Below are 24,201 nucleotides of genomic sequence, written 5' to 3'. Positions count from 1 at the left end.
ATGAAAATCGGTGTTATTATGGGCGGGGTATCGTCTGAAAAACAAGTTTCAATTATGACGGGGAATGAAATGATTGCTCATTTAGATAAAAATAAGTATGAAATAGTTCCAATTACATTAAATGAAAAAGTGGATTTAATTGAAAAAGCGAAAGACATTGACTTTGCGTTGCTCGCATTACACGGAAAATACGGAGAAGATGGGACAGTTCAAGGAACACTGGAGAGTTTAGGGATTCCTTATAGCGGAAGTAATATGTTATCTAGCAGTATATGTATGGATAAAAATATTTCGAAAAAGATTTTACGTTATGAAGGTGTAGAAACACCAGATTGGATTGAACTTACAAAAATGGAGGATCTAAATCTTGATGAGTTAGATAAGTTAGGATTTCCATTAGTAGTAAAACCAAACTCTGGCGGATCGAGTGTCGGAGTGAAAATCGTTTATAATAAAAATGAATTGATCTCAATGCTAGAAACTGTATTCGAATGGGATTCTGAAGTAGTAATTGAAAAGTATATAAAAGGTGATGAAATTACATGTTCAATTCTGGATGGAAAACAGTTACCTATAGTTTCAATTCGACATGCAGCCGAGTTCTTTGACTACAATGCAAAATATGATGATACTAGTACAGTTGAGGAAGTTATCGAACTTCCAGCAGAAATTAAGGAACGTGTAAATAAAGCGTCACTTGCTTGTTATAAAGCATTAAAATGTAGTGTTTATGCAAGAGTTGATATGATGGTGAAGGACGGAATTCCATATGTAATGGAAATTAATACATTACCAGGGATGACACAATCAAGTTTATTGCCAAAAAGTGCAGAAGCAGCGGGGATTAGTTATAGCAAACTATTAGATATGATTATTGAAACATCATTAAAAGTTAGAAATGAAGAAGGGTTTTAAGGGAATTATATAACTAATTCTTTTGACAGTTTTACGAAGTATGCTATGATGAATACATTATAAAAAAAATATTTATCCACTAGGGGGGCCTTTTATAGGCTGAGATCAAATGTGATTTTGAGACTCTTAGTACCTGATCTGGTTAATGCCAGCGTAGGGAAGTGGGAAAGACGTTGCTATTTAATGAGTAAATAAATACTGTCAATTTCACTTTCTTTACGCCTGTAAAGAAAGTTTTTTTATTTTACAGCTTTAATAATTGTGGATAAATACTTATATTTTATACATTATTGGAGGGATTTAAATGACTTTTTCACAATCATTACGTAAAGAAGTAGATTCAATTTGGGAAGCGAGTTTTAACCATCCTTTTGTAAAAAAACTTGGTGAAGGAACATTAGATTTAGCTAGTTTTCGCTATTATGTGCTTCAAGATTCATATTATTTGAGTCATTTTGCTAGAGTACAAACTTTAGGAGCTGCAAAAGCTCTTGAATTAGAGACGACAGCTCGTATGGCACATCATGCTCAAAATACATATGAGGCCGAGTTATCTTTACATAAGAATTTTGCTGAAAAGCTAGGGATAACAAAAGAAGAAAAAGATAATTTTATTCCTGCGCCAACTGCATATGCGTATACTTCACATATGTATCGTGCTGCGTATGAAGGGCATTTAGGAGATATCATTGCAGCAATTTTACCTTGCTATTGGTTGTATTATGAAATTGGCGAACGCTTAAAAGAGTGCCAGCCGGAAGAGCCAATTTATAACGAATGGATTTCTGCTTATGGATCTGATTGGTTCCGTACGCTAGTTGAAGAACAAATTACACGTTTAGATACTATCGCTGAAAAAGTAACAGAGGCAGACCGCAAACGTATGAAACAGCATTTTATTATTAGCAGTCAATATGAATATTCATTTTGGGAAATGGCTTATACATTAGAAAAGTGGCCAGTGGATACAGACGTAAAAGACGTAATTGGATAAAGAATAGAAGTAATGTTATAGATAGGTATGGATCATACCTATCTATATATTTTTTTCTTGTCAAATTTGCGTAAAGTCATTAGTGCTACGGATATGGCGAAATAGAATATCGATAATTTAGCTCATTTACTTGTCTACGCATTAACTGGATAAACTTCTGTCACATTTATTTTACAATCAAAGAACATAAATGTTGGTGGTATGAAGTTAAATAAGAAAAGAAACCCGAGCTGTTAGCTGTAACGGAGTTGTTTTTTCTTTGCAGGAATTTCTAAATTATCATGGAGTGTTGTTAATACGATATGCAAATATGCATATCGTATTTTTTTGAGCTCTTTATGTGTTAAAATCAGATATAGAGATATGGAAATATAAAGAAGCAAAAGCAGGAATATCCAATGAATTTTGAGAGGTGTTATATGTTTACAAATAAGAAATTAATTCGATTTGGTTTATCGTTATTTGTATTTTTAGGGATAATTAATTTTACAATCAGCTATTTCCAAGCATATCTTGAAACAGCAGCAGATATTAAATGGATAATTCCAGAAATTTGGAAAACTATTTTGTTAGATGTTCCTCAAGGGATACTTGTTCTTTTAGGCGCAATTGCTTTATATGATTTCACAAAAGAGGCATCACAAAAAGACGCATCAATCTAATTGTGTCTTTTTTCTATTAGGAATTTCATAGAGAGTTTTGCTGGAGAAATAGAATGAAAAGCCCTAATAAGGGCTTTTTTCTTTGTAGGAATTTTTTATCCGTCATAGAAACCGGTCACTAGGAGATGTTATAGCGAAACGCATTTACATTACAGAAAAATCTAAGCGGCAGACGGAAATATATAGGATATGGCAACATAATTATTGAGAAATTAATTGAATTTATTAGGTATGAAGATATGACGCTAGAATTCATATTTTTTAATTTTTATTTATCCCGCATTAACGGGCTGTTCGTAAAAGCCTGATTGGTGAGGGCTAATAATCAGCGGGGGATGAACTCCCCCCCCACTGATTAAAGTTTCACTTTATAAAAATGAGCCCATAGTAAAAATAGGTATATGAACAAGGTGCATCATTTAATGATAAGTCATACTTTGTTGGTGTACGTATTGAACTTAGTTTATAGTGCTATTCCTACTTAGATGTAACGAACAGAAACATAGGGAAGTATCGATGAGGTTGTATTTTATAAACGGAGGTTATGAAAATGAATCAGTTTCAACAAGAACTACAAGCGTTAAGCCTTAATGATTACCGGTCTGGAAATATTGTCTATTGGGACCAGCAAAATCAATATCCATATTACTATATTGAAGATGCTGCTCGTCGCTGTGGCGGTTGTGGTCGTTGTGGAGGTTGTGGTGGAGGTCGTTGTGGTGGCTTCCGTTGTGGTGGCTTCCGTTGTATTGGTTGCTTCGGTTGTTTTGGTTGTGGAGGTTGCGGAGGTTGTGGCGGCTGTGGTGGTTGCTCTAATTGTTTTGATGGTTTTAGTGGTACTACTGATACTACTGGTACTATTGTAACGTATGAATATTAATTACATTTATCCCACTATTTGCGGGCAATAAAATCTCCCTTAAAATTCAGAGAGAGCAAAGAGAAGTTAGGTGGCGGAATGTCCATAAAAGCCCGATTGGTGAGAGCTGATTAAAGCTTCACTTTATCAATTAAAAAACATTAGTTTTATATATGTACTTGCCGACAAAGAATATAGCCATTATTAATGGATATATTCAATCATTCAAGTGAAAGAGTAACAATAAGATATATAGGTGTAATCAAGAGGTGATGGATAAAGCAATGACTAGATTTAAAATCTAATCATTGCTTTTTTCTTATGGTTTTATCATCAAATATCTGTCTGGTTTAGGGATTGATTTCTTCTAGCTAATGAATTTATTACAACTTTGTAAGGTTAATGTAATGTTAATCGATAGTAAATGAAGATGCTTGAGTGTAATTTAAATAAGATTAAAAAGTACTGTTTATCTATAAAATAATCGGGTAAATACTATGTAATTAGGAAGTGTATGAATATGATTGAACTAAAATCTATTATCCATTCGTATAAACTAAAGAGAAAAATAGCTAAAGATTTATACGGAAAAAGAGATGAATTGACACTGTTATTAAATGAATTTAATAAAATGAAATGTACAGTAACATCTGAAAAGAAGAAAAACAATATATTATCTCGTTTGCAACTAATTTATCAAAATATGAAATCGGATAAGCAGTACCCTCTAGCAGTTGCTTTTGATAGTAAATTATTGGAGCGATTAGAAAAAGAATCTGTACATACTATTGAGGATGGTGTAACATGTCTACATTTAATGTTAGATATGAATTATGAGAAGATAAAACAATATGGTTCGGGTACAAGTAGGTCATTCGTTCCATTATCGCAGTCTTCTATTTGTCTTGCTGATTGTATTTGTTTAACAGGATTTGTAGTAGGTTTACTAGGAACAATTTCATTTGGAGGATTACTGTTATCTATATGTTCAATTACATAACGCTTAATATTTGTAAAGAGAGCGCCGATTTAAGGTGTTCTTTTTTAGTTTTTTGTAAATTTTTTGTAAATGATAAGTACAATACATTATATAAATTGTATAATTTAAATGTATTAAAATACAAATATATGAGGTGCTGTATATGATAATTACTTTTAATTGTTAAAAGAGTCGATTTGATAATGTTTTATTCAGATAAATAGTTTTTACTTTTCTTTTAAATACTTGATTTAAATGGATTAGATTAAGTAACTATTGTTCTAGCTTTTTGATAATCAAGACAACTGAAGAAAGGAAGGAATCATTTTATGAAAAAATTAAGGCTGCTAACATTTGAAAATATAGTAGACCCCCTTTTAAATGAAAAGGTATCATTTATATACTTTCCTATTGAATGGTTGGACATCGTAGAGATACATTATAAGACATTTTTATTAACGAGTAAGTTGAAACGTTTGAATGAAAGATTGTATGATATGTTTTCGGATATATTGTTTATTCAGCATAATCCGTACGTATTAAATGAAAATACACCATGGATTGTATCGAAAGAACCTATTAGACAAGAGCAGCTCGATTATATTTTTCAAAGTTGGTATGAGATTATTCATGATTGGAAACCAAATAGATTAGTAGAACCACCAAAATATGAATGGCAATCCGATTTAATTTCTAATTTGCCAGTACTACATGATAATGAAACGTATTCTAAGTGGGTGCCCGCTTTAATCTCACATATTTTTTGTGAGCGTCCTATATATTTAAAAAATACAAATGAAGAAGAAATCTATTTTTCCCCTCTTAGATCACAAAATATTTGTGAGGCGATGTCAGGGCCGATAAAAGATGAAAAAACACAAGATTTTTTCTCCTATGTATATCGATTCGAATGCATAACCCGCGGTGGTGAGAACGCTCCATTATTAAATATTTCAATAGGAATTCGGAGATTTTATCAAGAATATAATCACCCAGATATTCCTTTACTTTTAAGACGGAAACGAGGCATGATATTGATTTCTACCTCAGAGTTTGCGTCAAATAATAAAAAAATACGGTTTGTAAAACTAAAAATACAACAAGCTACAACCGGTATGAAATGGATTAAAATATTTAGAAATTTAAAAGATGATTTTCAAATAGGGGGAGAGGTGGATTTAGACCATATTCTCCAATATCCGAAAGATTATATTGTAGGGGAAAATAAAAGGGTGTTATTTCCATACAATGAGAGAATTTATAAAGTTCAAGGTACTAAAATAGAACCGGGTATAAAAGTAAAGGAAAGAGAGTATTTATTTAAAGAATTTCAGCGTAAATTCTCTTATTTCACAATACTTCCAGAATGTAAAAAGATAGCAACAAATAACAAAAATGAATTATTTCCTTTATTTGCACCAAAAGGATTAGAGACATTAACATTAGAAATTTGGTCTGAAGATATAGTGCTGGAAATAGAACAAGCATTACTTGAGAGTCAAATTGTTTTGACTAAAGTTGGTGAAAATTCTTATGTATTGAATACAGATTTTCCAGTGTTATTAAAGATTGTGAGATACAATATTGAAAAGGTGTTACAAAATCCATATAAAATGCAATATTGCCAAAAATATAAAACAAATCTTGTAGATGATGTTACGAAAGCTGTCTATGCTACCGCGGGCGAGCGCAGTGATGCGACATTAGCATTAATCGCATTGAAAAATTGTGATGGACGCGAAAAAATTGATCCAAAACAAATCATTAGAGAGGGATTTTCACGAGCAAACCGTATTTCAACATTTATTAATTTATTTATAGGCCAAAGTGTATCTCGTAAAACAATTGTAAATAGTGTTTTTAGTTTATTAGAGCAAAAAGGATTTTTGAAGCGTAGTTGGAATAAGATAAATTTACCTTGTATATATGTTAATTTATCAATTGAACGAATATCGAAATTTGATTTCTTACCTATTCTTTCAAAAATAAAAGGAAAAGAAATTTTATATAAATTATATGGGAATACAGAATGGCAAACGATTGATTACGTATTATTAAATATAAATAAACATAATGCATTTTTACCACAACCATCAAAGAGAAATGATATGGAAGCTCTTTTTAAACAATATGTTTCCGAAACATTAATGGAAATTGTACAATATGCAAAAGAACAAAATGAACAAGTTTATTTCATTGTAGATGCAAATTTGAGAAGGTATTGGATAAAAGAGTTACAAAATAAAGAAATTAATACAGATATTTTACCTGATATTGTTCCAGAGGTGTTAAAGGTTCCAAATTTAAATATTATTAGAATAAATACAGGTTTTGATGTACCAAGTTACGGTGTAATAGAATGTGATGATGCTTTAGATAGCATTGGCTTATATGCAGATCAAAAAGGGATGTATTATAGCACTGGTGAATATTCACTTAATTGTAGTGGGATTTTTCAGCGATATATACTTGAAATTCTACCATTAGGTGTAAAACCTGTAGAAAGGGATTGTATCGCTAAAATGATACATTACATGTGCTGTAATTCTAGTATGCTTTCGAAAAAGAATGTACACATGACATATTCCATGCATATGGAAAAAGTAATAAAGAGTTATATTACTGACATAGATGCAAGAGAGTTTAAAGAATTTGATGATGAATTGGATGTAGATGTAGTAAAAGTAGAAAAGAAAGATTCAATTATTCTACTTTAAATACTAGTAAACAAATCCTGCTCGTTATATCGATCAGGATTTGTCATTTTTTTATGTAAATAAGGATATCCTTTGTCAAGTATCTTTTCGTTTACATATTTACTTTATGTGCAGACAGGATTAATATGTTTTTTAGAAATACAAAAACTATTTCATATGGAAAAACGATTTTTATTAATTGAAAAAATTTGAAAGGAATGGGGAATTGTGAAGAAATTAGATGTGCTCTTAATGCTACTGAGCGGCCTCTTTCCAATTGCAGGACTTACAAAGCAAATCCCTCTAGAACAATCTATATATATTGGAGGGCTTTTATTTTTTACTAGTTTCGGTAGTTATTTTGCTAAAAAGATGTATTCACGTATATGCAGTTGGATAGCGTATGCGCCATTTATAACACTACTGTTAGTTATTTGGCATCAAGATATTGCAACAAGCTCAATCATAGCAAATGCGAAAATTGCTGCATGTGTCGCGTTAATTCCATGTTTATTCCGTTTTCGTACATATGGACTTACTTTGGGCTTATTCTCATTATGGGCCGCTTTACTATGGGATATAAAAGAAGTACAGTCGTTAGTCATACTTGAACGCATAATGAGTTTAATGACAAGCCATTATGTATATATATTACTATTGATTGGAGGACTTGTAATAGGAGGATTACTTGCGATGTTCATTCACCGCAAAGAGAAAGATAATAATAAAGAAAATATAAATCTACTTGGACCAAAAAAGAAACGCAAAAGATTATCATTTAAGATTCGTCTTCCAAGATTACCGAAATTAAAGATGAAACTATTTAAGTTTGGTGGGAAAGAATCTAAAAGTAAAATGCCAGAAAAAATCCATGAGTATAAGTACGAAGAACCAGTTGCAACATATGAAATGACAGAGCAAATAGATCCATACAAAGAAAATGCAGTTCAAGGTCAAACAAGGATGGAACGCCGAAGAAATAGGTATAATGCATAATGAAGTTTAATAACCCCGTAATGACTTATCTTAATATTGATAAATCATTACGGTTTTTTTATGTAATGAAATGAAGGTTGCTATTGCGGAGGGGAATAGCATATTTTATAGATAGGAACTAAAATAAGGGGAGGATAAAATGCTTATCATTACATATATATCTGCTTGTATATTATTCTTAGTTAGCTTTTTACATGTATATTGGGCTTTCGGAGGTAATTGGGGGACAAATAGTGTTATTCCAACTAAATCAGGGGAAAAGGCGTTTACACCTCGCGCCGGAATGACATTGTTCATTGCATTATTATTAAGTATGGCAGCAATAATTTTGTTGCAACAAGCAAATGTTGTTCATTTTGCAGTTCCTAATGTTATTATTCAAGTCGGTTCCTGGATTTGTATGATCGTCTTTTCTATTAGAGTAATTGGTGAATTTAACTATTTTGGTATCTTTAAACGACAAAAAGATACGCACTTTGCAAGAATGGATACCGGTTTATATATTCCACTTTGTGCATTTTTATCTTTATCTTTCTTATTAGCAATAATTTTGTGAGTGAATAATAGTAGTTTCCGTTCTCAAAATATATGTAAACGTGAGAAATCTAAGAGTAAATAAAAAGGATGTAAGCGCCTTCTTGTCGAAAGGTAAATTATTATGAAAGGCGGTGACACTATGAAGTATGTAAAAGTTAGTATGAATGGTGGAAGTGAACATAAATTCTCAATGACTTTAGATCGGTTTGAAGAACTTATTACTACAGAGAATGGGATATTAGAAAATAAATTAGTATGTATTGAAAATGTAATGATTAATCCTACTAATATATCTTCTGTAGTTGAAAAAATTGGTGTACCGGCTAAGTTTATGGAAGCTTAAAATCGTTAGATAAAAAACATCCATTGAGGATGTTTTTTAATTTATAAATATGAAATTGTACAGTGAATATTTGAGTAGATTTTTTAGCAATGACTATGCATATATTAAGTACCTGAACATGGTGCTTAATACATGCACGAAATAATAAGTACAAGCATATATTATGTAGTAGGACAAGATCTTCGTGTCCTACTTAATACTCAGAAAAAACCTCTAATCAAATAAGAGCAGCCAATTGCAGGGTGCTCTTATTTTTTATGAAAATCTACTATGAGCCTTATTTTATAGTAGAATGCAATAATAAAGGGCTATTTTGAAATAGTGTTTTTTAGCCTTTAATTTTAAATTTATCTTTAACGTTAATAAATATTAAAAATAATATGATAGCAGAAATTAAGTTAGATAAGTAGAAATTTTGATGAAACAGTAGTTCAAAGATGACATCGAAAGTAACGAATAAGGCAATAGCAGGTAGTATGCAAATAAATATAAATCTCCAATTTTTTAAGTAATGTTTATAATTTGTAAGTACTTTATCCATAAATATAGCTCCTATATTTTTGTTTTTATATAATTATACATTTAGATACAAGGATTTTCAAAGTGAAAATATTTAGCAATTCAAAAATATAAGGAGAGCTTTTGTTGAAAATCCAGATTGCTGTAGTAATCTGGATTTGACTTTAAAGAACTATACTAAAATGATACACTATAATCTACGTTATTTTTGAAATGAATAGAGGGATTTGTGTGATAGATAAAATTAAAAATGCTGTAGAGGATATGTACGAAGATGAGGCTAAAGATTTACTTCAAAGTATTCTCATACAGTTAAACTTATTAGAAGAAAACTATAGTGAAGATACAATTAAAAATTTGATGGATATTCCGAAACAATTAACGAGTAATCCTACTTGTAAAAGGAATGTAATAGAAAGTACGCACGTACATATTGCTTTTGATGATTCAACGGCTGGTTGCTTAAAATATATGTTAAGTCAAGAAGAATTATTTGAAGAGAGTGTTGTTGCTTTTTCGGAATTTTTTTCAATTGGACCGATATATAGGTTGCATACGAATGAGGGGCAACTAGCAAGACAGGAGTGGTTAATAAATAACTTAACTGCTTATGATAGTTATTTTGAAGAAGAATATTTATCAAGATTTATAGCAACTATAGAAGAACTACATACTATTCCTGTTGAAACACCTATTACAATTTGGAAGGCTGATAATGCACATGAACATGTAGGCCTAAGTTTTGTAATAGCACAATTAAAGGATAAGAAAAACATTCGAGTTATTAATACGTCTGAAGCAAGTAGAGAAATATTAAAACAAGAGTATGATATTCGTGGAACGGGAGAATTACCACCTGAAAGTTTAGCTCTATTCCAAAAAAGTTTTATAAAGTTACCTTATTTAACTGAAGAGAAGCGAATGAAGTTTGAACATGAGTGGGATAGATTATCGGAAAGCATAGAATGTTTAAGAGTGTGGAAAGAAAATGAAGTGCATTTTGTACAAGAAGATTATTTTGATCAATTTATAATTGAATGCGCGAAAAGTGTGGGTGCTGATCGAGAGTTCCTCAAAGCTCCTAGAGTAATTGGTGAAGCACTTGGTCTTGTTGAACAATTGGTTGGAGATACCTTCTTAGAATATCGCTTGAAACAATTAATTAAACAAGAAGTATTTGAATTTGAAGGTTCGTTAGATGAAATGCGTTTTTATAGTGTGAAGTTAAGGAAATAATAAACACATTCTATTTTTGAAAGGCTCGTATTTTTAATAATACGAGCTTTTAAAGTTGAATTTGGGCTATACATAAGCTTCCCAGAGAGGGCATATCACATATGAATGATAAAGGTAATGAATGAAAAGAAGGTGATTTGTTAATATGTATAACCAACAAAATTATCCATATGATCAAGCGATGTATTACAATCCACAAAACTACGGGTATGAACCTACAAATGAAGTGAGAGATATGGAACAAGAAGACTATAGACCAGATGATGCGGAAGATGCTCCAACATCACCACCACCGTCACAAGCGCCGTCGTTACCGTCTACATTTGCTTCTCCGGCACAACCAAGCAATATGAAATCATGGATGTGTAACTGTTTAGGAAGATGGGGCTATTTACGTTTACATCGTCCTGGGCCTTTTGGAAGAGATTTATGGTTCTTTCCGACTGAAGTGAGAAGAAATGGAGTATCAGGTTACACTTGGCAAGGTGGTCGTCGTCGTAAAGTAAGTTATCGCTATCAACAAATTAGTAATTTTATGTGCTTCGCATAAAGAGAAGTGGGAGAGTAAAACGATTTTACTCTCTCACTTTTTTATTTTTCAATATACGAAGTAAGATTTTGATTAAAAATTTACAATTTTCACGTTTTTATTAGAGTATAATGCATATGTTGATTGGTTTTCAAAAACAAATGAGAGTGAGGGAATACAATGTCAATGAAAAACAAAGTTGGATTAAAAATAGAGGATGGCATTAATTTAGCTTCAGCTCAATTTAAGGAAGATGCGTATGAAATTTATAAAGAATCTAGAAAAATGCAACCTATCTTATTTGTGAATAAAACTGAACTAGGTGCGGAATGGCTTATCACAAGATATGAAGATGCCTTGCCGCTTTTAAAAGACAGTCGCTTAAAAAAAGATCCAGCCAATGTATTTTCTCAAGATACATTGAATGTGTTCCTTACCGTTGACAATAGTGATCATTTAACTACTCATATGTTAAATTCAGATCCACCTAACCATAATCGTTTACGATCACTCGTACAAAAAGCTTTTACACCGAAGATGATCACGCAATTGGAAGGAAGAATACAGGATATTGCAGATGATTTGTTAAATGAAGTCGAGCGAAAGAATTCATTAAATCTTGTTGATGATTATTCATTCCCTTTACCAATCATTGTAATAAGTGAAATGCTCGGTATTCCAAAAGAAGATCAAGCGAAATTTAGAATTTGGTCTCATGCTGTCATTGCTTACCCAGAAACACCAGAAGAAATAAGAGAAACTGAAAAGCAACTATCTGAGTTTATTACATACCTTCAATATTTAGTTGATATTAAACGAAAAGAGCCAAAAGAAGATTTAGTGAGTGCTTTAATACTTGCAGAGAGTGAAGGACATAAACTTAGCGCTCGGGAACTATATTCAATGATAATGTTACTAATTGTGGCGGGACACGAGACGACAGTGAATTTAATTACAAATACGGTATTAGCACTTCTTGAAAATCCAGATCAATTACAGTTATTAAAAGAAAATCCAAAATTAATTGATGCCGCTATTGAGGAAGGATTACGATATTATTCTCCAGTTGAGGTTACAACTTCAAGATGGGCAGCGGAGCCATTTCAAATTCACGACCGAACAATCGAAAAAGGAGATATGGTTGTCATTGCCTTAGCTTCTGCAAACCGTGATGAAACTGTATTTGAAAACCCAGAAGTATTCGATATTACTCGGGAAAATAATCGCCATATTGCCTTTGGTCATGGTAGCCATTTCTGCTTAGGAGCTCCACTTGCGAGGTTAGAAGCAAAGATTGCTATTACTACTTTGTTTAATCGTATACCTGAACTAAAAATAAAAGGGAATCGTGAAGAAATTAAATGGCAAGGTAATTATTTAATGCGTTCTTTAGAGGAATTGCCTTTAACTTTCTAGAATAGTTAAAAGTAGACATGCATACATCGAAAATGATTTACATAGAGTATGTATGTGTTATTTAAATTTGAAACGGAAGGGTGAAGACATCCCAATGATCAACTAATTCTATTTGTAAGAGATCTTCGTTAAAAAACGAAATATTCTTCTGAATAGGGTTAGTCTGTACATTTATAGAAAAGGGATGTATTTCGCTCTGCGAATATATAGTCTTTTTATATGATTTGTGCTGCCTCCTGTTCAGAACATGAAATAGGAGGCTTTTTTATGTCGACAAATGTAGTAACGAAACAAAACAATGGGGTATCACAAGTATTAAAAAATCGGTTTGTACAAGGGATTTTAGCATCAGCATTATTTTTACAAATAGGAATATGGGTTCGAAACTTTGCGGTATTACTATATGTAATGGAAATGACAAAAGGTGATGCTTTTGCTATTTCCATGATTTCAGTTGCTGAATTCGCTCCAATTTTTATTTTTTCATTTATTGGCGGTACCTTTGCTGATAGGTGGAAGCCAAAGAAGACAATGATATGGTGTGAAACGTTAAGTTCCATTTCAGTATTCGCTGTCTTAATTACGCTTATGTTTGGAACGTGGAAAATTGTGTTTTTTGTGACACTCATCTCTGCAATCCTTTCACAGTTTTCACAACCATCTGGAATGAAGTTGTTTAAACAACATTTATCAACGGAACAAATTCAATTAGCGATGTCTATATATCAAACGATATTTGCAATATTTATGGTATTAGGACCGATTCTAGGGACATTTATCTTTCATAGTTTTGGAATTTATATTTCAATCATCATAACAGGTATCTCGTTTTTACTTGCGGCAGTTGTATTGTTATTTCTTCCGAAAGATCTTGAAAACGACGTAGAAAAGAAAGATATCACTCTGCTGCAGGAGATGAAGGATGGTATTAAGTATGTCAAAAAGAAAAAAGCATTAACTTTGCTAGGGCTTTGCTTTATGGCTGCAGGACTAGGTATAGGATTAATTCAACCATTAGGTATATTTATTGTGACTGAGCAGCTAGGATTATCAAAAGAGAGTTTACAGTGGCTACTAACAGTAAATGGTGCTGGAATGATTGTTGGCGGAGCATTAGCAATGGTATTTGCGAAAAACGTTGCTCCGCAAAAGATGTTAATTATCGGTATGCTTGGTCAAGCAATTGGTATTGGCATTATAGGATATTCTACAAATTTATGGGTGACACTTACAGCTCAGCTTTTTAGTGGCTTAGCTCTTCCTTGTATCCAAATTGGTATTAATACGCTTATTATTCAAAATAGCGATACCGATTTTATAGGTCGTGTAAATGGTATTTTAAGTCCGCTATTTACCGGTTCAATGGTAGTAACGATGAGTATAGCTGGCTCATTAAAAGAGATGTTTTCATTAAGTATGATGTATGAAGGGACGGCTTTACTTTTTATAATTGGATTATTGTTTATTTTACCTATATACAATTTAAAGCCAGTAATAGCGGTAGAAAGTGAAATAAGTGGTAAAGGAAGTGCTGTACAAAATGAATCCTAATCCAAATGTTAAATACCCTATTGAAGGAAATCAAAACGTTCAATTTATAAAAAATACAATAACAAAACCTAATATACTTGTTGGTGACTATTCTTATTATGATGCGAAAGATGGAGAAACATTTGAAAATCGAGTATTACATCATTATGAATTTCTTGGGGATCGCCTTACTATTGGAAAGTTTTGTTGTATTGCATCTGGAGTTAACTTTATTATGAACGGAGCGAATCATCAGATGGATGGATTTTCGGCATATCCATTTAATATCTTTGGAAATGGGTGGGAGAAGTATACACCTAGTTTGTCTGATTTACCTTACAAAGGCGATACAGTTATAGGAAATGACGTTTGGATTGGTATGGACACAACTATTATGCCCGGAATAAAAATAGGAGATGGTGCAATCATTGCAGCTAAATCTGTTGTGACTAGAGACGTCGCACCATATACAATTGTTGGTGGAAATCCAGCAAATAAAATAAAAGAGAGATTTTCAAATGAAATAATAGAAGAATTATTGCAAATTCAATGGTGGCATTTTGACATTGAAAAAATAACTGAAAATATAGATGTGATTGTACGAGGAGATATTGAACCATTAAGAAAGCTAAAAAGGGAATAAAAAATGCATGACAAAGAGTATCATACCTCCGAATTTTGTTAATGATAATAGAACAAGGAGGTGTGATACTATGGCACAAGACGTTTTATGTGAAGTAAATAACTGTAAATTTTGGGCGAACGGTAATAAATGTAGTGCAGAGGCAATTTACGTAGTAAGTCATAAAGGTAAACATGCATCTACAACGGAAGAAACAGATTGCAAAACTTTCGATCCAGAAGTGTAAATGTTTGAAGGGTAGCCAAATCGTGGTTGCCCTTTTATTAATTATAGTATTGATAATAAATATCATTTTCATTCATTGTTTTTAACTTTTCTTGTTATTTTTTCATATTTTTTTCATAAGTGATGTAATCCAACTCAATTCATGTTCAATTCGTGATTTACTAAATTCAATGACTTCAGTAATAAAAGATGAGGTAATATCTAGAGACTGAATAGCAGTAAGCTGATTATGTAGTACGTTTTGACGTACAGTCAAAATCTCTTTTCTATCCTCATAGTCAAGTTTTTCAAATAGCGCAATACGAACAAGAAATTCTGTATTGTTTGTTGCAAGTTTTTCAGGAAACTCTCGTAACATTTCAGAAAAAATTTCTTCTCCTGTTTCTGTTATATCGTACATATTTCGGTTTGGTTTTCCGACTTGTTTATGTATTTTTTTCGTTATAGCACCCATATTTTCAAAGCGCCGAAGGGCAGGGTAAAGCATGTTGTGATTTAATTCAAAATTCTCACCTAAACGATTTTGAACATTTTTTTTGATTTCATATCCATGTTTTGGTCCTGTCGTTAATTCTGCTAGCAGTAAAATGTCAACGTACATAAAAATCCCCCTTATATATTTCTCAAGTTCTCTAATGAAAAATCCCCTTTTGTATATGTTAAAATAACATATGATAGTTTATACAACTTTGAACTGCCGACCTATCACTTTTATTGTAAAAGAAAAGGGAGGAAAGAACTATGGCTTCACCTGAAAATGTTATTTTGGTTCATGAAATTTCAAAGCTGAAAACAAAAGAAGAATTATGGAATCCATATGAATGGTATCGTTTGATGAGGGATAATCACCCAGTTCATTATGATGAAGAGCAGGATGTATGGAATGTTTTTTTATATGATGATGTAAATCGTGTTTTATCAGATTATCGCTTATTTTCAAGTAGAAGGGAGCGCAGACAATTCTCAATCCCTCCTTTAGAAACTAGAATAAATATAAACTCTACAGATCCACCAGAACATCGCAATGTACGTTCCATTGTTTCTAAGGCATTTACTCCAAGAAGTTTAGAACAGTGGAAACCTCGAATACAGGCTATCGCAGATGAACTTGTACAACATATCGAAAAATGTAGTGAAGTTAATATCGTTGAACAGTTTGCTGCACCTTTACCTGTTACCGTTATTTCTGATTTATTAGGAGTCCCAACAACAGATCGTAAAAAAATTAAAGAATGGTCTGATATTTTATTTATGCCGTATAGTAAAGAAAAGTTTAATGATCTGGATGCCGAGAAAGGGATAGCATTAAATGAATTCAAAGCATACCTTTTACCGATTGTTCAGGAAAAGAGATATCATTTAACCGATGATATCATATCTGATTTAATTCGAGCTGAATATGAAGGCGAAAGATTAACCGATGAAGAAATTGTAACCTTTTCATTAGGTTTACTAGCGGCTGGGAATGAAACCACTACAAATTTAATTATTAATAGCTTTTATTGCTTTTTAGTAGATTCACCTGGAATTTATGAAGAGTTAAGAAAAGAACCTAACTTAATTTCAAAAGTGATTGAGGAAGTATTACGCTATCGCTTTCCTGTTACATTGGCCCGGAGGATTACAGAGGATACAAATATATTTGGTCCTTTAATGAAAAAGGATCAGATGATTGTTGCGTGGGTTAGTGCAGCGAATTTAGACGAGAAAAAATTTTTACAAGCTTCTCAATTTAATGTACATCGAACAGGAAATGAAAAGCATTTAACCTTTGGGAAAGGTCCTCACTTTTGCTTAGGAGCACCACTTGCACGTTTAGAGGCTGAGATTGCATTAACTACCTTTATAAATACTTTTGAAAAAATAGAGCTATCTCCATCTTTCTGTTTAGAAAAATGTATATTGGAAAATGAACAAACATTAAAATACTTACCTATTCGTTTGAAAGCTAAATAAAAATCTTAACAAGGTGCATACATTTGCATCTTGTTTTTTGTTTCTCAATTGTGAGTTTTCGGTAATTACCTTAATATGGAATTGTATAAAACGTAGAGGAGGATTCTTATGTTGACTTGTAATGGAAGTAAATCATTTCAAAAGTTTATTAAAGGTGTTACAAATCTTATGGAAAACGGTTTATTTGAAGAAGAAATAGTGTGTGGCATTGAAAAGTTACTAGAAGAACTTTTAGAAAAGAAAACATGGCTTCCGTTAGATAAACAGAAGGCCAATTTGACTCAATATGCACGACATTTATTGTATGAAGATCCGCTCAAACGTTTTGAAGTACTAGCTCTCGTATGGAAAGATGGACAATCTACACCTTTACATGATCATGACGGCACATGGGGAGTAGAAGGCGTTTTTTCAGGAAGGATTATGGTGCAGAACTTTATACAAACGAAACAACTTGGAAATTCACTTGTTTATTTAACACATACAGGAAATCTTTATTTGGGAGAAGGAGAAACAGATAAAGTAATTCCACCAGCGGATTGTCATATTCTTGAAATCAGCAAAAATGAAAGCGTTATTACGATTCATGTCTATGGAAAACGGTTAGAAAAGTTTAAAGTATATATCCCAACTGAAGAAAAAAATGTGTACATGTGTGAGACGAAATACATTAGTTATAATTCATAGTTTAAAATCCAAAGCTTTTTTAAAAAGAAAAGCTTTGGATTTTATTTTTAATTATTTCTTGACCTGAAACGCTTTTCATAAATTATAAATAAGAAGTACCTCACGAGGATTGTATGAAAACGATACCTAATAATTAATTAGAACTCGTGTATTTATAGAAAGTGGTGAAGAAATAATGAAATTAATTGCAATTGATTTAGATGGAACTCTTCTTTCGGGGAATAAAATGATAAGTAAAGAAAATGCAGAAGCAATTCGAACATGTCAAGAAGCTGGCCATGTTGTAGCAATTTGTACAGGACGTTCTATTGTTGACATTGAGCGATTATTGTTAGAAGTTGATTTAGAGTGTCCAATCATTGCGGAAAATGGTGCTCTTATATATAAAGATAAAAAAATGATGAAGAGATATCCAATTCAAAATATGCAGGCACTTGAAATTGTAGAATATCTTGAAGAGAATGGTTTATATTATCAGCTCTATACTGATAAAGGTGTGTATGTACCGGATTATGGAGTAGAGAGTGTACGTAATGAAATTGAGCATGTGAAGAATTCAAAAGAAAATTTCGACTTGAAAGAGTTAGAAACAATCGCAGCATTATATCTTGAGCATACAGCGTTTCATAGTGCGGAAAGTTGTAAACCAATTGTAGAAACAGATATACATGTGCATAAACTATTACCATTTTCTTATGAAATTGAGAAATTAAAAAAACTAAAAGAAACATTTCTTCATAATACAGATTTAGCAATTACATCTTCATATTGGCATAATTTAGAGATTAATCATCGAGATGCTCAAAAAGGGAATGGATTATATACTTTAGCAGAACATCTTAATATTCCGGTTGAAAACACTGTAGCGATAGGTGATGGGCTAAACGATGTTTCTATGATGGAAAAAGCGAACATATCAATTGCAATGGGGAATGCAGTAGAAGAAATAAAAGCAATGTGTAAATACGAAACGTTATCAAATGAAGAACATGGTGTGGCACATGCTTTATATAAATATGTAATGTAAATAAAAAAGAAAAAAGAATCCAAATGGATTCTTTTTTCTTTTTTATTAGGGGTAAGGTATTCTATGAGATTCATAGAAGCCTTATTACATTTTATTATATAGAATATATTGGAATAAATGTTTATATTTTTCATAAAAATTGTGAATATTTTATGAACTTTATACTTAGTGCATGTTTATACCGCTATTAGTAACGTCTATGACTCTCGAGTGAAAATTCAGTGAATGTAAGGAGGAATTCAAGTTATCTAGACAATAAGTGAGGAATCAACGAAATATATATTAATTAAAGGTATATTCAGTATATATATTCTTTTCTTGTTTTAATTGAAAAATAAAATTTGTTCGAATAATTATTCTACAGCTATATACCTACACTAGCTTTCTTCGTATAATGGAGAAGTATGAATTTTAGATTTGTATTAATTTTACATATTGAGGTGAAAAAGGAATGAATTCGCGGCTAATGGAACTTATTGATGTGAGTACAATAGAAACCATGGCAGAACAATTTTATAAATTAACTAACATATCACATCAACTTCTTGATGCTGAAAAAGAGTGTGTTTTTTCATTCGGAATGAATGAGATAAAAAAGAGTAAACTTCCAAAGATTGAAATCCCCATTTTCTTATACAATCAACATTTAGGATCTTTTGTTGTATGGTCCAAAAAAAGTGAAATTTTCAGTTGTCAAAAATACTTTGAAATGCTTTCAAGTTTAATTTTAGATAGCGCAATAAAAGTATTTCAAAGTAAAAATACAACGTTGCTTTCTCAGAAAGAGGAGGAACTACATACGATTTTACAAAACATGCCTGTTATGGTCGATGCGCTTGATTATAATGGAGATTTTGTTTTGTGGAATCGAGAATGCGAAATTGTAACAGGTTATACCGCTGAAGAAATAATTGGAAATCCCAATGCACTGCAATTATTATATCCTGATCATAATTATCGCCATCAAATACAAAAGAAATTTTTAACTTGTGGAAAAAATTTCAGAGATTGGGAAATGCACTTAACATGTAAAAATGGTGAAATCAAAACAATAATGTGGTCGAATATATCAGAACAGTTTCCTGTAACAGGATATAGTTATTGGGCTGTTGGTGTAGATATTACACATTTAAAAGCGATAGAAGAGCAGTTAAAACAACAAACATCTGAACTGGAATTAATTTTTAAAGCTTTACCAGATTTATGTTTTTTAACAGAAGATGATGGCACAATTATAGATTACAAGGCAGGATCTCCTACAAAGTTTTACGTACCCGCAGAAGCTTTTATGGGAAAAAAGTTTTACGAAGTATTACCAACGTCAGTAGCACAGCAGTTTCAGGAAGCCATTAATCAAGTGAAGGAAAAAGGAACGAATGTAATTGTAGAATATCCACTCACACTTAATGGAAGTATTGACTTCTTTGAGGCTAGGTGCTTACCATTATTACATGATAAAATTATGATTATTGTACGCGACATTACAGAGCGAAAAAAGACAGAAGAATTGCTAAATAAATCAGATACGCTTGCAGCAATTGGTCAATTAGCAGCTGGCGTGGCTCATGAAGTAAGAAATCCTTTAACTGTAATTAAAGGTTTTATACAGTTATTTCAAATTAATAAAGAAGATCAAGAAAAATATTTTGATCTTATGCTCTCTGAAATTGAAAGGATAGAAGCGATCCTGCAAGAATTTCTGGCAATTGCTAAAACAGATGAGATAAATACAGAAAAGAAAAATATTTATCAAATTTTTAAAAATGTCGTATCGTTAATGAATACAAAAGCAATTATGACAAATATTCAAGTTGAACTATTTACGGATGACAAAGATATAATTATTGAATGCTCAGAAAATCAATTGAAACAAGTATTTATTAATATTTTGCAAAATTCAATCGAAGCTATGCCAAATGGTGGGGAAATTTCAATTCACATAAAAGAAATAAATGATGATGGTGTCATCATTCATGTAATAGATGAAGGAATAGGAATACCTGAAGAAAGAATTAAGAGATTAGGTGAACCTTTTTATAGTACGAAAGAAAAAGGGACTGGTATTGGATTAATGTTAAGTTATAAAATTATTGAAAGTCATCAAGGGACAATTAGTATCATGAGCGAGGTTGGCGTCGGGACAACAGTAACTATTTACTTACCGAAAGTACTAAGTAAACAATCTCTTTCTAATTGTGACGACAAATGTATAGCAATACGCACTAGTAGTAATTCTTAAATCAATTAATACCCAATAACAAAGCGATTAGTGAAAACTAAGCTTTTTGTTATTGGGTATTTTTTATATTTAATTTAGTAAACTTTACCTTTTCTTTACCTTTGTTTTAATTTCTATTAAGTTTTAAACATTATATTAATATTTGTACAAAGCAATGTATAGAAATTGTACATTACTTTTAATATAGAAATGTGATTATTATTTGAAATATTGTAAGGAGGAGATTATGACAAGGTGAAAAAGCAAGAGAAGAAAAGTGGTAGAGTAGTAGCTCTCCGGTTAAATATTTTATTCCTTTGTGTATTTTTATTATTTTCTGGCATTATTATTCAGTTAGGGAAAGTGCAAATTTTTGATGGAGAAACATATAAAAATGAAGTAGAGAAGAGAGAAAATGCAACCGTGGGCCTTTCTGTACCACGTGGGAAAATATTTGATCGTGAAGGAAATCCAGTAGTTGATAATAAGTCTTTACGTACGATTACATATACAAAGGTGAAAGGTGTAAAACAAGAAGAAATATTAAAATCAGCAAGACAACTTGCAGATATTATTGAAATGCCACAAGAAGATATAGATAAGTTAACTGAGACTGATAAGAAAGACTTTTGGATGCAATTGAATCCAGAACTTGCTCAAGACTTAGTATCAAAAAAAGAAATAGATAAGTTCCGAGATAAGGATATTACCGGAAAAAAGCTAGACAAAAAAATAGAAGATTTAAAAAGGAAACGCGTTACAGATAAAAATCTTCAAGAACTAACGGCTAAAGATATAGAAGTGTTAGCTATTAAAAGTAAAATGACCTCAGGCTTTCAAATGGCACCTCAAATTATTAAAAAGGACATTAGTGAACAGGAATATGCGGTGATTAGTGAAAATTTAGCGAACCTTCCAGGAGTAGACGCATCAGTTGATTGGGAGAGAATCTATGTAAATGATGGATTATTCCGTTCTGTCCTTGGTAACGTTTCAAATGCTGATGAAGGATTGCCACGTGAACGATTAGATTATTATTTAGTGCGTGATTATAGCCGAAATGATAGGGTCGGCAAAAGTTATATCGAACAGCAATACGAAGATGTACTTCATGGTACAAAAAAAGAAGTAAGAAGCATTGCTGATAAACAAGGAAATACTATTAGAACGGAAACGGTTTCGGAAGGAAAAAGCGGTAAAAATTTAACTTTAACAATAGATATGGAATTGCAAAAAAAAGTAGAGGAGAGCATAGAAAAAATATTAAAACAATATAAAGGATCAGAATCAATGTTAGACCGTGCTTTCGTAGTGATGATGAATCCGAAAAATGGCCAAGTATTATCAATGGCTGGGAAAAGGCTTGTAGAAAAAGACGGGAAAATGGAAGTTGAAGATTATGCTTTAGGCACGCTGACAAGTTCATATGAGCTTGGATCAACGGTTAAAGGTGCGACAGTGTTAACAGGGTTTGAAACAAATGCAATAACTCCTGGAACACATTTTTATGATGCACCTATGAAATTTAAAGGAACTAAGGAAAAGAAGTCTTGGAAAAATTTTGGTGATATAGACGATCTAAGAGCGTTACAAGTTTCTTCAAACGTTTATATGTTTAATATAGCATTAAAAATTGCTGGCGTGGGTTATGTGAAAAATAGTTCACTAGATATTAAACAAGAATATTTTGATAAAATGAGGTATTATTTCAGGCAATTTGGACTAGGCGTACAAACTGGTATTGATTTACCAAATGAAACCGCAGGGCAAATCGGAAGAAAAGATAATCAGCCTGGTTTCTTATTAGATTATTCTATTGGACAATATGATACGTATACACCACTTCAGCTTGCACAATATATTTCGACTATCGCAAATGGAGGGTATCGAATGAAGCCACAAATTGTTCAAGAGATTAGAGAACAAACCGTTCAAAAAGATGAGGTTGGTAAAGTAGTACAATCAATAGAACCCGTTGTTTTAAATAGAATCGATATGAAACAAGAATATATTAATCAAGTAAAAGAAGGATTTAGAAAAGTATTTCAAGAGGGAGATGGAACGGGAGTAAGAGCGTTCCAAAAAGCACCATATAAACCAGCTGGTAAAACAGGGACCGCACAAACTGTATATGGTGGAGAAAATGAAATTGGGCGAAATGCGAAAGGTGATCGTAGAGAATGTTATAACTTAACATTGGCTGGATATGCGCCATATGATGATCCAGAAGTAGCATTTTCTGTTGTAGTACCATGGGTTGAAAATGATAAATCGGGAATTAACTCCGATATTGGAAAAGAAGTTTTAGATGCTTATTTTGATTTAAAAAATAAGCGATTAACTGGTGAAGCGCCAAAAACAGATGCCTCTAAAGAGAATTAAAATGTACGAAACGTCTCTAGTATTTCTGTAAACTAGAGGCGTTTTTATCTGGGAATAGATTAGAAATGAGGTATATATGAAGCTGTTTATTCTAAAATATTGGCGGAACATATGTAGCTACATATTCATTATAATAGGGGTTATTTTTATTAATAAGTCCTTTTTATTTTGTATGGTAGAAGGAATTTCTATGCAACCTACTTTGAATGAAAAAGATTATATACTTGTTAATAAGGTAAACGTCTGTTTATCGTCTTTTCATCATGGAGATGTTGTCATTATAAAAAAAGAAGACGAGCCTACTTACTATGTGAAACGAATTATTGGATTATCGGGGGATAACATACAACTAAAAGAGGATGAGGTATTTATTAACGGTAAAAAGCATGATGAGTCGTATATACATTTAGATAAGTCGCAAGTATCCAATCGTTTTTCAAATTTTAGAGAAATAAAAGTTCCTACGCATAAATTATTTGTGTTAGGTGATAATCGTAATCATAGTAAAGATAGCAGGAATACACTTGGACTTATTGATGAGTCAAATATAATAGGTAAAGTAGAAATGGTATTTTATCCATTTGATCATATAAAATGGATAAAATAATTCTATTAACGATTCACGTTTTATAAAATAAATCATATATTGATAGCATAGGACAAGCAGAAAAGCTTGTTCTAACCTCACAGAACACTCCTTATCACGGTTAGGCATCTACATAGGTAGATGCTTTTTTTATGTTGATGACTGAAAATTATTTATCAATATAATGTAGCAAGCATATTAGGACTATTAGGGGAAGATTACTTGTACAAATAACAGTATGCTTAATTAAAACAATGAAATGTAAG

At 31.8% G+C, this 24,201-nt stretch carries 23 protein-coding genes, 1 pseudogene and 1 riboswitch; of the genes and pseudogenes, 22 read left to right on the top strand and 2 right to left on the bottom strand.

Annotation, left to right across the window (positions count from 1 at the left end; genetic code table 11):
• From MKY38_RS09315 to MKY38_RS09270, 10 genes and pseudogenes are all read left to right on the top strand, one after another.
• Window positions 1–915, top strand: a complete 915-nt coding sequence (locus MKY38_RS09315; RefSeq protein WP_065223107.1) for a D-alanine--D-alanine ligase — start codon at window positions 1–3, stop codon at window positions 913–915.
• 71 nt (window positions 916–986) lie between these two features.
• Window positions 987–1,092, top strand: a riboswitch (TPP riboswitch).
• 127 nt (window positions 1,093–1,219) lie between these two features.
• Window positions 1,220–1,909: a thiaminase II gene (gene tenA / locus MKY38_RS09310; RefSeq protein ID WP_078439298.1), complete on the top strand. Its 690-nt coding sequence runs from the start codon at window positions 1,220–1,222 to the stop codon at window positions 1,907–1,909.
• Between the two features lie 398 nt (window positions 1,910–2,307).
• Window positions 2,308–2,571 carry a DUF3937 family protein gene (locus MKY38_RS09305; protein WP_070180159.1) on the top strand — a complete coding sequence of 88 codons (264 nt, stop codon included), beginning with the start codon at window positions 2,308–2,310 and terminating at the stop codon, window positions 2,569–2,571.
• 550 nt (window positions 2,572–3,121) lie between these two features.
• Entirely contained in the window at window positions 3,122–3,451 is a 330-nt protein-coding gene (locus MKY38_RS09300) for a heterocycloanthracin/sonorensin family bacteriocin (protein WP_016512777.1), read from the top strand.
• A gap of 152 nt (window positions 3,452–3,603) precedes the next feature.
• A pseudogene (locus tag MKY38_RS09295) lies at window positions 3,604–3,735 on the top strand (site-specific integrase); the annotation flags it as partial.
• 209 nt (window positions 3,736–3,944) lie between these two features.
• Window positions 3,945–4,430 carry a homoserine dehydrogenase gene (locus tag MKY38_RS09290; RefSeq protein ID WP_065223048.1) on the top strand — a complete coding sequence of 162 codons (486 nt, stop codon included), beginning with the start codon at window positions 3,945–3,947 and terminating at the stop codon, window positions 4,428–4,430.
• A gap of 308 nt (window positions 4,431–4,738) precedes the next feature.
• Window positions 4,739–7,126 carry an RNaseH domain-containing protein gene (locus MKY38_RS09285; protein WP_078385363.1) on the top strand — a complete coding sequence of 796 codons (2,388 nt, stop codon included), beginning with the start codon at window positions 4,739–4,741 and terminating at the stop codon, window positions 7,124–7,126.
• Window positions 7,127–7,333: 207 nt separating this feature from the next.
• Window positions 7,334–8,101 carry a DUF3959 family protein gene (locus MKY38_RS09280; protein WP_000732176.1) on the top strand — a complete coding sequence of 256 codons (768 nt, stop codon included), beginning with the start codon at window positions 7,334–7,336 and terminating at the stop codon, window positions 8,099–8,101.
• 139 nt (window positions 8,102–8,240) lie between these two features.
• Window positions 8,241–8,657 (top strand): DUF3995 domain-containing protein, encoded by a 417-nt coding sequence (locus tag MKY38_RS09275; protein WP_065223082.1) that lies wholly within the window; start codon window positions 8,241–8,243, stop codon window positions 8,655–8,657.
• Between the two features lie 120 nt (window positions 8,658–8,777).
• Entirely contained in the window at window positions 8,778–8,981 is a 204-nt protein-coding gene (locus MKY38_RS09270; protein WP_000878369.1) for a hypothetical protein, read from the top strand.
• A gap of 328 nt (window positions 8,982–9,309) precedes the next feature.
• On the opposite strand, the gene MKY38_RS09265 is transcribed toward MKY38_RS09270, so the two are convergent.
• Window positions 9,310–9,522 carry a hypothetical protein gene (locus MKY38_RS09265; protein ID WP_000362067.1) on the bottom strand — a complete coding sequence of 71 codons (213 nt, stop codon included), beginning with the start codon at window positions 9,520–9,522 and terminating at the stop codon, window positions 9,310–9,312.
• A gap of 209 nt (window positions 9,523–9,731) precedes the next feature.
• Between MKY38_RS09265 and MKY38_RS09260 the strand changes: the two genes are divergently transcribed.
• From MKY38_RS09260 to MKY38_RS09235, 6 genes are all read left to right on the top strand, one after another.
• The gene (locus MKY38_RS09260; RefSeq protein ID WP_065223083.1) at window positions 9,732–10,736 is read left to right on the top strand and encodes a DUF1835 domain-containing protein; all 1,005 of its coding nucleotides are present in this window, start codon (window positions 9,732–9,734) and stop codon (window positions 10,734–10,736) included.
• Window positions 10,737–10,881: 145 nt separating this feature from the next.
• A complete protein-coding gene (locus MKY38_RS09255) occupies window positions 10,882–11,286 on the top strand; it encodes a hypothetical protein (protein ID WP_065223084.1) in 405 nt (134 codons plus the stop codon).
• A 159-nt stretch (window positions 11,287–11,445) separates the two neighbouring features.
• Complete coding sequence (gene cypA, locus MKY38_RS09250; protein ID WP_341048771.1) at window positions 11,446–12,681, top strand: cytochrome P450; 1,236 nt, start codon at window positions 11,446–11,448, stop codon at window positions 12,679–12,681.
• Between the two features lie 267 nt (window positions 12,682–12,948).
• Window positions 12,949–14,232: an MFS transporter gene (locus tag MKY38_RS09245; protein WP_000106396.1), complete on the top strand. Its 1,284-nt coding sequence runs from the start codon at window positions 12,949–12,951 to the stop codon at window positions 14,230–14,232.
• Window positions 14,222–14,854, top strand: coding sequence for a Vat family streptogramin A O-acetyltransferase (locus tag MKY38_RS09240; protein ID WP_114556030.1), 633 nt, complete (start codon window positions 14,222–14,224; stop codon window positions 14,852–14,854). Before MKY38_RS09245 ends, MKY38_RS09240 begins: the two co-directional genes overlap by 11 nt.
• A 70-nt stretch (window positions 14,855–14,924) precedes the next feature.
• Entirely contained in the window at window positions 14,925–15,080 is a 156-nt protein-coding gene (locus MKY38_RS09235) for a DUF1540 domain-containing protein (protein ID WP_000046095.1), read from the top strand.
• A 102-nt stretch (window positions 15,081–15,182) separates the two neighbouring features.
• Here the strand turns inward: MKY38_RS09235 and MKY38_RS09230 are convergent, their stop codons facing one another.
• Window positions 15,183–15,680 (bottom strand): PadR family transcriptional regulator, encoded by a 498-nt coding sequence (locus MKY38_RS09230; protein WP_065223088.1) that lies wholly within the window; start codon window positions 15,678–15,680, stop codon window positions 15,183–15,185.
• Between the two features lie 140 nt (window positions 15,681–15,820).
• Here MKY38_RS09230 and MKY38_RS09225 point away from each other — a divergent pair, with 140 nt between their 5' ends.
• The 6 genes from MKY38_RS09225 (at window position 15,821) to lepB (ending at window position 23,956) form a co-directional block, all read left to right on the top strand.
• Window positions 15,821–17,035, top strand: coding sequence for a cytochrome P450 (locus MKY38_RS09225; RefSeq protein ID WP_078439293.1), 1,215 nt, complete (start codon window positions 15,821–15,823; stop codon window positions 17,033–17,035).
• Between the two features lie 108 nt (window positions 17,036–17,143).
• Window positions 17,144–17,722 (top strand): cysteine dioxygenase family protein, encoded by a 579-nt coding sequence (locus MKY38_RS09220; protein WP_060852100.1) that lies wholly within the window; start codon window positions 17,144–17,146, stop codon window positions 17,720–17,722.
• A 175-nt stretch (window positions 17,723–17,897) separates the two neighbouring features.
• Window positions 17,898–18,749 (top strand): Cof-type HAD-IIB family hydrolase, encoded by an 852-nt coding sequence (locus MKY38_RS09215; RefSeq protein WP_000766385.1) that lies wholly within the window; start codon window positions 17,898–17,900, stop codon window positions 18,747–18,749.
• 451 nt (window positions 18,750–19,200) lie between these two features.
• Entirely contained in the window at window positions 19,201–20,988 is a 1,788-nt protein-coding gene (locus MKY38_RS09210) for a PAS domain-containing sensor histidine kinase (protein ID WP_001088561.1), read from the top strand.
• 234 nt (window positions 20,989–21,222) lie between these two features.
• Window positions 21,223–23,349: a peptidoglycan D,D-transpeptidase FtsI family protein gene (locus tag MKY38_RS09205; RefSeq protein ID WP_114556028.1), complete on the top strand. Its 2,127-nt coding sequence runs from the start codon at window positions 21,223–21,225 to the stop codon at window positions 23,347–23,349.
• 76 nt (window positions 23,350–23,425) lie between these two features.
• Entirely contained in the window at window positions 23,426–23,956 is a 531-nt protein-coding gene (lepB, locus tag MKY38_RS09200) for a signal peptidase I (RefSeq protein WP_341048768.1), read from the top strand.
• Window positions 23,957–24,201 lie beyond the last annotated feature (245 nt).

Origin of the sequence: Bacillus sp. FSL R5-0585, assembly GCF_038004545.1 — a bacterium.
Taxonomy (GTDB): domain Bacteria; phylum Bacillota; class Bacilli; order Bacillales; family Bacillaceae_G; genus Bacillus_A; species Bacillus_A cereus.
Note: the sequence above shows the minus strand (reverse complement) of the source record. Positions and strands in the feature narration are given on the sequence as shown.